Annotated in this window: 11 protein-coding genes; 8 read left to right on the top strand and 3 right to left on the bottom strand. The window is 59.7% G+C overall.

The features are described 5' to 3' along the window. The first annotated feature begins 239 nt into the window (after window positions 1–239). The 4 genes from EOC93_RS10070 to EOC93_RS10050 all read left to right on the top strand — a co-directional run bounded on the left by EOC93_RS10070 (window position 240) and on the right by EOC93_RS10050 (window position 3,056). Complete coding sequence (locus EOC93_RS10070; RefSeq protein ID WP_095486790.1) at window positions 240–638, top strand: polyketide cyclase; 399 nt, start codon at window positions 240–242, stop codon at window positions 636–638. A 29-nt stretch (window positions 639–667) separates the two neighbouring features. Continuing rightward, window positions 668–1,024: a VOC family protein gene (locus tag EOC93_RS10065; RefSeq protein ID WP_127204520.1), complete on the top strand. Its 357-nt coding sequence runs from the start codon at window positions 668–670 to the stop codon at window positions 1,022–1,024. A 908-nt stretch (window positions 1,025–1,932) separates the two neighbouring features. After that, window positions 1,933–2,466 (top strand): hypothetical protein, encoded by a 534-nt coding sequence (locus tag EOC93_RS10055; RefSeq protein WP_127204519.1) that lies wholly within the window; start codon window positions 1,933–1,935, stop codon window positions 2,464–2,466. Further along, a complete protein-coding gene (locus tag EOC93_RS10050; protein WP_127204518.1) occupies window positions 2,463–3,056 on the top strand; it encodes a hypothetical protein in 594 nt (197 codons plus the stop codon). Before EOC93_RS10055 ends, EOC93_RS10050 begins: the two co-directional genes overlap by 4 nt. A gap of 516 nt (window positions 3,057–3,572) precedes the next feature. On the opposite strand, the gene EOC93_RS10045 is transcribed toward EOC93_RS10050, so the two are convergent. The 3 genes from EOC93_RS10045 to EOC93_RS10030 all read right to left on the bottom strand — a co-directional run bounded on the left by EOC93_RS10045 (window position 3,573) and on the right by EOC93_RS10030 (window position 8,305). Next, entirely contained in the window at window positions 3,573–4,724 is a 1,152-nt protein-coding gene (locus EOC93_RS10045) for a hypothetical protein (RefSeq protein WP_245461424.1), read from the bottom strand. A 1,378-nt stretch (window positions 4,725–6,102) separates the two neighbouring features. Beyond that, window positions 6,103–6,327, bottom strand: coding sequence for a hypothetical protein (locus tag EOC93_RS10035; RefSeq protein WP_127204515.1), 225 nt, complete (start codon window positions 6,325–6,327; stop codon window positions 6,103–6,105). A 466-nt stretch (window positions 6,328–6,793) separates the two neighbouring features. After that, window positions 6,794–8,305 carry a hypothetical protein gene (locus EOC93_RS10030; RefSeq protein ID WP_245461423.1) on the bottom strand — a complete coding sequence of 504 codons (1,512 nt, stop codon included), beginning with the start codon at window positions 8,303–8,305 and terminating at the stop codon, window positions 6,794–6,796. Between the two features lie 574 nt (window positions 8,306–8,879). On the opposite strand from EOC93_RS10030, the gene EOC93_RS10025 reads away from it, so the two are divergent. The 4 genes from EOC93_RS10025 (at window position 8,880) to EOC93_RS10010 (ending at window position 12,321) form a co-directional block, all read left to right on the top strand. Then, window positions 8,880–9,185, top strand: coding sequence for a hypothetical protein (locus tag EOC93_RS10025; protein WP_095486782.1), 306 nt, complete (start codon window positions 8,880–8,882; stop codon window positions 9,183–9,185). 62 nt (window positions 9,186–9,247) lie between these two features. Next, window positions 9,248–10,030: a transporter gene (locus EOC93_RS10020; protein WP_127204513.1), complete on the top strand. Its 783-nt coding sequence runs from the start codon at window positions 9,248–9,250 to the stop codon at window positions 10,028–10,030. A gap of 129 nt (window positions 10,031–10,159) precedes the next feature. Then, window positions 10,160–10,969, top strand: coding sequence for a hypothetical protein (locus EOC93_RS10015; protein WP_095486780.1), 810 nt, complete (start codon window positions 10,160–10,162; stop codon window positions 10,967–10,969). Between the two features lie 80 nt (window positions 10,970–11,049). Further along, a complete protein-coding gene (locus EOC93_RS10010; protein WP_245461426.1) occupies window positions 11,050–12,321 on the top strand; it encodes an alpha/beta hydrolase in 1,272 nt (423 codons plus the stop codon). Window positions 12,322–12,994 lie beyond the last annotated feature (673 nt).

The raw sequence follows: 12,994 nt of genomic DNA, 5'->3' as shown, positions 1-12,994 counted from the left end.
GCATTCTCCGCTTCCAGCGGTTTCTGGGCCTGGTGCGGCAGTCGGCTGAGCCGCGCCTAGCCGATCTTGCGTTCGAGGCGGGTTATTCCGACCAGGCGCATCTGACGCGCGAGGTGCGGCGCCTGTCGGGCTTCTCGCCCGCGACGGTTCTGCGACAGCTCGGCGCCTGAGCTGGCCGTTTCGTTCAATACGCCGCCGCCAGTTCCGCCTAGTCTGCCTTCATTGGAAAGGAGGCAGATATGACCATCTACAAATCCCGCATCATCACCGTGTCCATCGACCGGGATTGGCGTGAAGTCTATGACTTCGCCTCCATCCCGGAGAATTTCCAGCGCTGGGCGGCAGGCCTCGGCAGACGCTTCGAGAGATCGGGCGAGGAATGGGCGGCGGAGGACCCCGACGGCCGGCCCATCCGCATCCGCTTCTCCCGACCCAATGAATTCGGTGTCCTCGATCACATCGTCTTTGCCGAGGACAAGGAAACCCGCAATGCGGTGCGTGTGGTTCCCAATGGGACCGGCGCGGAGGTCATGTTCGTGCTCTTGAGGACGCCGGACATGACGGAGGAGATCTTCGCTGCCGACGCCGACGCCGTACAGCGCGACCTCAACACCCTCAAGGCAATGCTCGAACGCTGAGCTTCCAAAGACCGCGAAAGGAGAAGATCATGGCCAGATCCAGCAACGACAAGCGCATCGACTATGTCGAGTTTTCCGTCGGCGACATCCCGCGTTCTCGCGACTTCTATGGCAAGGCCTTCGGCTGGTCCTTCAAGGACTACGGGCCGAGCTATTGCGAGTTCAACGACGGCCGCCTGACCGGCGGCTTCGCCCTCGGTGGCCAGAGCAAGGCGGCGGGCGGGCCGCTGGTGATCCTCTATGCCGACAAGCTCGACGAGACCCAGCGCCGCGTCGAGGAGGCCGGCGGGAAGATCGTCAAGCCCGCCTATTCCTTCCCGGGCGGCCGCCGCTTCCACTTCTCCGATCCGGACGGCTACGAGCTGGCGGTGTGGTCGGAGAAGTGAAGAGGTGGAGAGGGACGCCGGGCCCAGGTCCGGCGCCCCCATCAATTTTCCTTCTGCATGTCCGGCACCTCCGACGAAGGCACGACCATTTCTCCTACTGCGACTCATGCCGTTGGAAAAAATTAAGGACAAGCTAAAGTAGCGCTCAGCGAGAAAGCAATGCGCTGTTCAGGTCCTGTTAGTCGGCGCCTATGCCTAGAAAATAGCCAATCGCAATGCGCCTTGGGTGGCTAGTAGCTTGTGCTTTTCGAAGATCGCTAGCTTCTGCGGATAAGTGATCCGGACCTTGGCGTTGCACCCGTCGCATCTGATGTGCGCGATTGTTCTTAGCGCAGAGCCCTTCCTTACAGTCGGATGCGAGCAATCCGGACAAGCGAATGTGAGCGAAACATCAGACAAGTTTTCGGCTAAACCCATTTCCATCTCCCTCGCCAGCGCTCTGGCGACACCATTCAAAGCCGCCGCATGTGAAACTGATATGAAGGCGCTCACATAGTGACCGAAGAAGTTCGCTGCCCCGCAATCTGCGAGCCTCGCTTCGAATGTACCAGACCGATTTCGGCCCCAACTCGGGCGAGTCTCAATTTGCAATTTAGATGTCAATCCGATTGCAATTTAGATGCCAATCCGATCGTGCCAAAACGGGACGAGGCATGCCGAGAAACTTAGGAGACCGAGCGCCTCTTCGAAAGGGTTGGACGGGCCACCAAGGATCCGATTGCGCGGCTGGCTACCGCTGCGCTGACCCCTCGTCAAAGGGGCAAGCGCGGCTGTTTAAGCGATGTAACAATTATTGTCCGATAGCGTAGCGCTTGCATCGTATAAGGCTGGCCTGAGGACCATCGCATACCGCGCCGCGCATGACGGAACCGAGACGAACGACAGTACGACAGAGGCTGTATGCTTTTTTGATCGCTGGCCTGGGCGGGCTGGCCGCATCGGCAATCTCGTTTTCGATGACGCTCTACGAAGCTGCCCATCCGCCAAAGGTGCCCGTTGTGCAGGCAGGCCAGCAGATCGATACCGGTCGCTGGTTCGTAACCTTGCGAAAGGCACGTGTCGGAACTGTGCCGCCGACAGGCGTTTCCCCCTCGCAGCCGGTGCAGCTTCTGATGGTAGATCTGGACGTGGTCAACCGTTCCGCCACTCCGAACAACGTGCTCTATCGCGCCGTCACACTCGGCGCACCGGCGCAAAAGCTGCCGATGCCAACGGTTTATCTCGATCGCGACAAGTATCTGGCAGGATATTTCAACCCCAATATGCCGGAACGCACGACGATGGCCTGGGAATGGCCGGCCGGTGTGCCCGTGCCGGACAAGGTGACGATCACCGTCAGCGGCCAGATCTACAAGCGGCGCGACAATCTCTACGGCGCAAGCGGCTGGTACGACCGCGATCCCGTTGCGACGGTCGATCTGCCGGTGGAGAAGGCGCCATGATGCGCATGGTACGTTCGGCGCTTGCGCTGCTGTTCGCTGCCGCCGTGCTCTACGCCATGCAGCATACGCGTCCGCTCTACAGCGACATTACCTCGCCGATCGTCTCTTCGGGCGGCATGAACAGGCGTGTGGAGGCTAGCGCGTTCGCGCTTTCGCTGGACAGCGCCAGGGTGGCGCGTGTTCTAAATGTCGAGACCTTCGGGAAGTCAAAGACCTACACGAGTTCCGGCGTGTGGGTTGTGGTGGAAGGCGAGGCCGAGGCGAAATTCGAAACCTTGGGTCTCACTTCGGGCGAGTGGCTGAGCGGCAGCGGCGTCCGTTATGTCCTGACCGACCGGGTGCCGGCGACGATCGAAATGATGCCGGGCGATGCCTACCAGCCCGGCCTCCCACGCCGTGTGCTTTTGGTGTTCGAAGTGGCGGAGAATGCTGTCGCCGGCGGGACCGTCGTGGTCGCGCGCACAAAGTTGCTGCCGCTCGACGATGAGATCCGCATCGCCACGAACGTTTCCGGCAAGGACATCGAGCCCGCGATCGCCATCCGCCGCAACCAGGAAGGACCGCCATGGACAGTTCTCCCACGGAGGTGACATCAACGCGGCGAGGCTACTGGCTGAGCATGATGGCGCTGGTGGTTGCGCTGCCTGCCGCGCTCTCCGCGCAAACGTGGGGAAGCATCAAGGACTGGCGCTCCCAACATTTGCGTCAGCCGGTATCTGCGACCTTGGGGCAACCGATCGACTATGCCGGCGCAAGCTGGACCGTGACGCGCCTCACCAGACTGGCAGGCAGCGAGGGAAGCGCCGTCGTCCTTGCCGAGTTCGAGGCGCTCGCTGCTGACCCGAAAGCGCTCGGCGCCATTCCATGCCAGGTGCGGCTTTCCGATGAAAGCGGTCGCGAATGGCAGCCAACCTTGTTTGCCGATCCGGTGCTCAGAAAGCAATATCCGGAGGCCCCGCAACGGTCGCTGTGTGGTGGCAGCGCGTTTGCGGCGACGGAGCCCGGCAAGCCGGCCCGGATGGCTGCCAGCTTTTCGATTCCACCTGCAGCGAGCAGCCTCACGCTGTCGATCGCCCTCTATTCGGCGCTGCCAAATTATCTCAGCGTCAGCGAGCCGCGGACCGGACGCCACTCGCTTCGCCAGCCGTGGCGACCGCAGGCTCGAGCACGGCTGCAAGCAGCGCGACCCGGACCGCGTCGAGCAGGATTCCCCCGTCGAGATCGCTTGGGCTGCCGATGAACAGGCTGATGGTGTCGGCGAAGATCTGCCAGGTTGCGAGATCATGCGCTCCGATCAGCCTTGTCAGGCCATACCACATCCAGGCGCCGACCCAGGAGATCGCCTGATAGGCGATGACGAAGGTGACAAGCGTGGCAAGGCCGGCACTGAGCGTCAGCTTGAGGCAAGTCCAGACCGGCGAGTAGCGGCTGCGGTAGCCGCCAACGAAATGGGTCGCGAAATCCTTCAGCCACTTCTGCCAGGAGGTCGTGCGCAATGGCGCAGGACCGGGAGCGGCCGGCGCGGAAAGTTCATAGCCGCTGATGATCGCGGCCATCACCAGCCAGACAATCGGCAGCAACGCGAAAAAGGAAAGATTCTGAAGCTGCTCTCCGAAGGGAAGCGGTCGGAATTCCGCGGGAACGAATTGGTCGGCCGCAGCCGCCGAAGTTACTGGCGCAAGCAAATCGAGGCTGAGCTGTTGCAGCGCGGCGCCTGCGCCAAGCCAACGGATGAACTGGTCTTTCCATTCGCCGAGCGCGTAGAGACCGATGAAGACCCAAGTTGCGTCCGTCGCCACGATCAGCAGCCGCCAGTAGGGGTGAGAGGCGCGCGCATTCAGTCGCTTGGCGGCAAAACGCACCAGCCAGCAAATGACGATCGACAGTACCACGCCGCTTGACTGAAGAATGGCGAAGATGTCGACGCTCTTGCCGAGTTCGGCTTGGGCCAGCGCCATGCGCGAATATTCGCGAACCGTATCGCCAAGGAAACCCCAGGCAGCATAATAGGCAAAGAACGGCAGGATCGCGGCTGCGGTAATCGCCAGGATCGGCTCGCGTTTTGTTTGGTCCGCTTCCTTTTTCGCTTTTTGTCTCAACGCCGCCACCGCCGGCATATGCGGCCGGAGCACCACGAACATCATGACCAGCACCATCAGCTTGGCGAGAATCACCAGCGACAGCATGACCATTCCGCCCAGCGGGAATTGGAGACCGATCGTCACGGCGCCCTGTAGCAACAGATCACGAGCGATCATACCGAGGCAGCCGACAAGCAATAGCTGCGGCCAGCACCGGACAAGAAACCGCGCGGTTAACGCCAGCGGCCGGTATATGTCAACAATCGTCGTGGTCATCGCGTCAGGTGGCTTTCGTGCTCCGGTCCTGGACTTTAAGACGTTGTTTCACCAACCGGTCCGCCTCCATTCCTGAAGACCGTTGCGATCAAATTCAAACCACACGGGTTTGGATTTGATCGGAGGTAACGCAAGTTTACCTGATCCGCCTCCCGGCTTGACCCGGTGGGCCCTGACCCAAAACCTGTGAACGAAGATCCGGAGGTTCCCAGCTTTGGAGAATAGCGGCCAAGATGACCGTCTTTCAGCCAAATCGGCAGCACCTGGTGACAGCATTTCTTCAAAAGCCCGTACTTTTGCAAGGCTTGTGCACTCACAAATTCAAAAGGAAAACTTAGGGGCGGGTTGTATTGGCGAAGGGAGTGGCCGTCGAAGAGCCACATTGGGCGCCGATGTCGGCAGGGTGAAGAGCTAGTCGGACAGCTTAGTAAAGTCGTGGCGGCGCGCGCGAACATGTGCCAGCAAATTCGTTTCATTGACGACCCCGGACAGAAAGAGAGTCAGCGTGGTCAAGGCCAGAGTCTGACCGTCTATCGAGGTGCTGTACCATTTAGCGTCGACAGCTATCTGGTCGACCACCCGCTGGCAGATCGCCCGATCTTCAGGTCTCAGGAACTGGCTTTGCGGTGCTCGTAGCATCTCGACGCCTTTAAGAGGGGAGTTACTGTGTCTCCCGCGCGACACAAATGCGTGGTCGCGGACAATGGACCGTAAACGCATTCAGACAGAAAATTGCCATTCATTTGAGTGGTGCACGCGAGGCCTTAGTCCAAGATGTCGCAAAATGCGAGACAACGCGCTTCGCTCTAGCGGGGACGGCCCAGCGGCTTGGTTGCGGGGGGGACTGGCAGCTGGAGGCCGCTGGGCCTGACCAGCGAGCCTTAAGGTGCTCGCCTGGCTGGCGAATACATGCGCTCAAGCTAATGGAATCGAAACATGCGAATGAACTATGTGGCGATAATTCCGCTGTGTAGAAGCCACAAGGTGCCCCGCAATGGGTCCATACATCTGGCACCGCAATTGCACGGTCAGGTGTGGGGAATGGGGTGGAGGCCCGTCGCTTCGCAAATGTAGCGGCGGGTCTTCTACATACCGGTCGCGTCCCAGCCTACGCACTCCCGTCCGTTTCGTGGCAGCATCCGGATGGCCGGCGCCGCTTGGGGGGTGGGGCAAGAACGCTTGGCGGGCGCCGGCCAGGCGGTTTGGAGTCCGCCGCCGTTGAATAGTACCGAACTCGGCAATTCAAATAATTCCATTCCATGTCAGCGATCGACGACGCTCAGTCCTTTGCATCGTCATCGTCTTGCACAGAGCCTTCGTTTTCATCTGCCGGCCTTTCTAACCCGGCCAGTTGCCGGTCGGCCATTTCTTTAGCGAGGCCCACCAAGGCATCGACCTCTTGCATCTGGTCCACGTGACCGCCATTGGCGACGCGTTTCCGGATCCTCTTCAGTTGGTCAGAGGTTCGTCGTAATATTTCGGCGATAGACGGCTTCTCGGCCACGCCTGCACCTCCTGCATCCCAACCCTTGAGACGAGCAAGCGTTCCGGCCCGAAACTTTTTACGGCAAAAGTCAACATTCAATCGACACGCTTTTAATCCGGGTCATGAAGTCCGCGCAATCCGTGGCGCAAGTTCGAGCGGCCCGGCAGCCTTATTGGGGGTGACCATCAGCAGGCCGCCGGGCCTAGACCGCCAGCGGGCTTAAGAGGAGGCGCTGTGCTGGCTGAGCAAAACCTGCGCTCAAGGCAACGGAGTAGCATCATTCGAACGAACACTTTCGTCCATCTGGATCTCGTTGTTTTTGATGCCGGCCTCGCCGCCGGCAGGTGAGGGGCGGGCGCCGCTGACTTCTTAGTTGCCCCCCGGGACCGCCGAACTTGACGCCGGCTGCTTCGAAAGCGGAACGGATCGCCACGACCTCCGGCATGTACGCACCACCTAAAATGCCGTGTCTTGCGGGCAGAGTTTACGTCTGCCCGCCTAAGTCCTTGGATGCGAGCCCGGCCTTTTTGAGCGAACCGAGGAAGAAATCGACGTCCTCTGGTCGAATGATCCGCCTCGCAACCTCCTGCCGGAGGTTCTTGATCAAACCTGGCGCGTGTTCTTCAAGCCAGACACGTTCGCGCCGGGCGTCCGCCTCATATCCGCCCTCGCCGAAAATCGCGGCCGCGATGGTGTGAAAGTTGGCATTGCCGGGAAACGTGGTTTTCCTGATCCACATGGCCGCCTGCGGATAATCGCCGCGAAAATAGGCGCAAAGGGCAAGCGCGGTCTCGTAATAGGCTAAGGGACCCGGGTTGCGCGTGTGAGCTTCCGCGACCAGCGGGCAGCCGTCGTCCCAGCCTCCTGAAAGCGCCAGCCGATATCCGTACTCGCCCATCAGTTCGGTGTCGTTGGGGTTGATGTCCAAGGCACGCTTGCCCACTAGCAGCGCCGCCTCGATCTCTTTGCTGAAATAGAGCGCGAACATTTCCGCCTGCAGGCCGCGGATGTTGAGCGGGTCCAGTTCCACGGCCCGCCTGGCCGCGGCAAGAGCGCGAGCGACCGAGGCCGAAGTCGCGGCTTCGTCGGAAGGAAAGAGGAATCGAATCTCGTCGATATAGGCCTGCGACAGCAGACCCCAGGCCGTGGCGTAGCCCGGGAAGCGCTCAACGGCCTTCTCCAGGCACGCACGCACCGCTGGAAGTGCCCTTTGATCGAGCTTTGCGCGGTAAGCGTAGAAGGAAAGCGTGCAGGAATAGGCAGCCCAATCGTCGGGAGGATTCAAGACGTTGAGCGAGGCGTCCGCCTGAAAAATCACGCCGTATGTCTGGGCCAGGCTCGTCGCCACTTTCTGTGCGATATTGGCCTCGGTATCGAGAAGCGCGGCGACTTTCGTCTCTCCATTATAACTGTCCGCCCACAGCACGGAGCCGTCTGCCCGGTTTATGAACCTAATCCGAAGCCGGAAGCCATCGGCCGACAGGTGGACGCTTCCCGCAAGAACAAAGCGCGACGGCGCGACCGAATTTTCGGGAGACTGAACGACGATGACGTCCTTGAACTTAGAGAGTTGCCCGACAATTTCCTGCGTCAATCCGCTCGCAATCGCCCTGGAGGCTTCCGTTCCTGAAAGATCCTCAAACGTCTCGACCAACAGTCGCGGAATCTCGGGCGAAGTCGGGCGAACGCCGCTCCTCGCCAATCCCAATGCCAGAACAGCCAATGCCGCGACGGTAGCCGCAAGAACCACCGTCAGCCATGATGCCTTCATCCATCGAGCAGGGGTCGGGACTTTTTCTGCCCACTCAACCGGCAAGGCCGGCTCAATGATCTCGGCGGGCGATCGCACCGAGAACGTTGGAACGTAACCGCCTTTCGGGATCGTGATGAGAATTGGATCGGCGTGTCCGGCAGTCAGGTAGTAACGTTCGAGCCCGCGCCGGAGGTGGCCAGCCTCGATCCGGACAATTGGATCCGTCTGCGGGTCGAAGGACATATCGCGGCCGAACACTTCGACAGCGATCGAATAGGCCTTGATGCGATCACCGCGACCCTCCAACGTCTCTTCCACCACATGGCTGAGGAAGCGGCGCTCGCGACCGGTTGCATCGAAGTCCGCACTGTTGAGGATCAGGGCAAGCTGGGCACGACAATCCTCTGGGGCGAGCCAATGCTCCCTCCCTGCGGCTGGTTCCGCCCGAATCACCTTGGTTCCCTCACCTGACGTTCTGGGAGGATTTACTCCCAGTTATATTTTCTTTTTTCGCCGGTTACCTCTCGTCGCGTAATCTATATGCGCGAGCCAGTTCTTGCAATACTCCTAGTAGTCTGAACGGATAACGTCCGGATGACGGCGACGATTTGTGCAGTGCAGCGGCGGACGACAACGGATCAATAGTCAGGCGGCCTCACCGGCAAGCGCAATTTGAATTTGCGATTTTATAGGGCTTGGTGCCCACCGCGCTCGCTATGGTTGTTCAGAAATTACCCTGTTGCCCACGTAACTTACATTCCGCAGCCACCTCCATGCGCTAGGCTACGGTGGTCCAGGGAAAACACGAATCTGCGCCATGAGGATGGACGACGAACCGGCTGATAGACAAAGAGCGGTCTCGGCGGCGGTACGTCGGTTCCCGCAGTTTGAATTGGCGATCCATCGGCTGATGGACCGAAGTGAGGGCTTTCAGGATATGTGCGAGGAACTTGCTGAGGCGGAACTCGCACTGTCGAGGATCGACAAGGTCCCGCCGGCATTGCGCGAGTCCAGACGAGCCGAATGGCAGGAACTGGTGGATCGGTTGGTTGGGGAAGTCGGAGCCGTGCTGCACGCGGACGCTGCCCGCAAATCGCGTGTCATTCCTTGGCCGCCACGGTGAGAGGCAAGAACTATTCGGGGGCTGACTTGGAATTTCTGTCTGGCAAGCGATCTCTACAAACTATGGCAGCCTTGCTCCCGGCCCTGCTTGTCGTCACCGTCGCGTCAGCCCAGGACGACACGCAGGAGCTCGCCAAGAAGTTATCCAATCCGATCGCCTCGCTGATCAGCGTGCCGATCCAGTTCAACTACGACAGCGGCTATGGCCCGAACGATGGTGACAAAGCCTATGTCAACGTGCAGCCGGTCATCCCGATCACGCTCAACGACAACTGGAACCTGATATCGCGCACCATCTTGCCGATTGCCTGGCAGCACGACATTGCAGGACCATCCGGCGACCAGTCCGGGCTCGGCGACATAAGCCAAAGCCTGTTCTTCTCGCCTTCCCAACTCACGGCGAGCGGGATCATCTGGGGTGTCGGCCCGGTGTTTCTGTTGCCCACTGCGACTGATCCGTTGCTTGGCGGGGAAAAATGGGGGGCGGGACCGACCGGCGTCGTCTTGAAGCAATTCGATGGCTGGACGGTCGGTATGCTGGCCAACCATATCTGGTCATTTGCAGGCGACAGCGAGCGCAGTGATATAAACTCCACGTTCCTGCAGCCTTTCGTCTCTTACACGACGAAGGACGCCTGGACCTTCACGCTCAATACCGAGAGTGCCTACAATTGGGAAGCGCATCAATGGTCGGTCCCGATCAATGTCCAGGTCTCGAAGCTGGTTGTGATCGACAAGCAGCCAATCAGCCTCTTCGCCGGTGTGCGATATTGGGCGGTAAGCCCCGATAGCGGACCCGACGGCTTCGGATTCCGCACCGGAATTAGCCTGCTGTTCCCGAAGTAGAGCCAAGAACAAATGACCCGCTGTCGACATGAAAGACGATTGGAATCCGATATCCATTAGCTGAGCAGCGCGAATGCATATACGGTCGCATCGGGACATGAAGTGAAAGACGGAAAGAGGGGACTTTATATGGGAATGATCCGAGCTCTCGTGTTGGCCTCGGCGGGAACAGCGGCAGCGCTGGTTGCGGTGCCGGCGATCGCCGCTGACGCTGCGACGCAACTTCCTGAAACCGCACCCGCGCCTGCTGAAGCCGCGCCAGTCTGGACCTTCACCGCAGAGCCCTATTTCTGGATGGCAGGTATGAAGGGCAGGGTCGGCGTCAGGGGCCTGTCGCCGGTAGATATCGACGTCGATTTCAGCCAGATTTTTGACCACATCGATTGGTCTCCCCCGCCGGTCATGCTTGCCGGTGAGGCGCGCAATGGCCGCTACGCTCTTTTCACTGACGTCATCTACCTGGGACTCGAGGCCGATGGCACGTCGGCCGGCCCGTTGGCTCTTTCGGCCGAGGTGGACATGAACACGGTGGTGTGGACCTTCGGCGGCTCCTATCGGGTCGTCGACAATGGCACCGCAACCTTGGACGTTTTGGCCGGCGGACGGCTCTGGTACCTGGATACGGATTTGACTGTTACTGGCCCTCTCGGCGTAAGGGAGGCCAGCGGCAGCAAGACTTGGGTCGACCCCATTATTGGTGTGGCCGGCGATGTTGCTCTCGGTAATGGATTCGGACTCCATGGCGAGGCGGATGTCGGTGGCTTCGGCCTTGGCGCCGACATCGATTGGCAAGTGCAGGGCACCCTTCAATACCGGTACAGTGATTCGGTCACGCTGGAAGCGGGCTATCGCTACCTTGCCGTAGACTACGAGGACGACGGATTTGTGTTTGACATTGCAATGCAGGGACCAATCATCGGCGCCAGATTTCGGTTCTGATTGGATTTGAGCCTGGGATTATTTCGAAACGGGAGAAGAGTTTGGGAAACTGTTTCGTGAGTCTGTCCAAAGTCAGGCGTATCAGCAACGTTTTGTTGGCGTCGGCGTTGGTTGGCCTGCTGTGGGGGTGCGCGTCCCGTCCGACGAATGTGCTGCTGCCCGTGGCCGATACCTCGCCTTCCTCCAGCAAGGTGGAGATGCTGGTCGCGACGACACGCAGTCGTTCCTCCAATCCGGCACAAATGTATACGGGCGAGCGCGGACTGGCCCCCTCGTTCGCGGAAATTACGGTTTCGATCCCTCCGGCATCGGTCCGCAAGGTTGGAGAGGTCGCATGGCCCAAGAAGCTGCCATCAAACCCGGCGACTGATTTCGCCGTCGTGCAGGCCCAAGAATTGACGCTCGAGACAGCGAAGGGGTGGCTTAGCGCCTCTGTCAGGAAGAGCCCGGATCACAGTGTCCTCGTCTTTATTCACGGATTCAACAATCGCTTTGAAGACTCGGTCTATCGCTTTGCGCAGATCGCGAAGGATACGGACACGCAGAGCGTCCCGATCCTGGTCACATGGCCCTCCCGAGGCAGTGCGCTGGCGTATGGCTACGATCGTGAGAGCACCAACTACACGCGAAACGCGCTCGAACTGCTGTTCCAGTATCTTGCACGCGATCCCGAAATCAAGGAAGTTTCGATCCTCGCCCATTCGATGGGCAACTGGCTTGCGTTGGAAGGCTTGCGCCAGATGGCCATCCGCAATGGCGGCCTTCCGGCGAAGTTCAAAAACGTCATGCTGGCCGCGCCAGACGTCGACGTCGATGTTTTTCGTACTCAGATTGCCGACATGGGCAAACAGCACCCGCAGTTCACCCTCTTTGTCTCGCAGGACGATCGCGCGCTCAAAGTTTCGCGACGGGTCTGGGGCGATATCCCCCGGCTCGGATCGATTGATCCGGAACAAGCTCCATACAAGGAAGAACTCGCCAGCAACAACATAACCGTCATCGATCTGACCAAAGTTAAATCCGGCGATCGTTTGCATCACGGCAAGTTCGCCTCGTCACCGCAGGTCGTGCAACTGATCGGGGCGCGAATGGCCGGCGGCCAGACGTTGACCGACAACAGGATAGGCCTGGGCGACACGATCATTCACGCAACGACCGGTGTGGCGGCAGCGGCGGGCAGCGCCGCAGGGTTGGTGATTGCAGCACCTGTTGCAGCGGTCGATCAAAACAGCAGAGAGAATTTAGGCAATCACATCGGCGCCTTGACGGGTTCCCAGACCAGCCAGAAATCGAGCGCTGGTGACAAGAATTGCGCCCTGCCAGCACCATCCGCGAAGAAGTGCAAGTCATAGTGCTTTGAAGGGGCACCCCCAGATCTATGTCGCCGGACGACAAAACTGGGAGACAACGCGATGAAACTCAGTCGACGCTATTCTATTTCTCGGCGCTAGCTCTTGGGGGTCCATCACTTGGCTCCAGAAGCGCGCAGGCTGCTGAAACCCTACACCTGGCTTTCCGATGGTTGGATAACTACCGCGTCCTTCACACCTATTTCGTGAACACCAAGAGCCCGGAGTACAAGGCGCCTTGGAACCAACTCGCCCGGTCCGCGCGTCTGCACCCCGACGCCATAAATGCACGGATTCCAGGACACCGGCGCGAATGCTCAGAATGGGTCAATGTTGCTGAAAAAGTCCGCGACTAAGCCAAGCCAAGTGGGACGCTTGCCGCAACCGCGCCCAGCGGAACCATGGTGCTCCGCGTCAGCCAAGACATACACCGCGCCCGGTGCCCGACTAAGCGTCGGGTGGAACAGAATTGCCAATTCTGTTTCAAACGCCAACCTTGCGTTCCGGACCCAAGAAAGGCAACTGAGTGGTCAGAGCGGAGTCACTGCATGAGGCACTTGTGGCCCATTGCCATTGCCTTGTAAGTCCCCTTCAGATCGACGACAAAGGCCCCCTTGGTTTCCGGAAACACGGTCATTTTATATTTCTTCGCTACGTCGCGCTTGAACTTCGGGTC

The sequence above is a fragment of the Mesorhizobium sp. M6A.T.Ce.TU.002.03.1.1 genome, assembly GCF_003997275.1.
Classification (GTDB): domain Bacteria; phylum Pseudomonadota; class Alphaproteobacteria; order Rhizobiales; family Rhizobiaceae; genus Mesorhizobium; species Mesorhizobium mediterraneum.
Note: the sequence above shows the minus strand (reverse complement) of the source record. Positions and strands in the feature narration are given on the sequence as shown.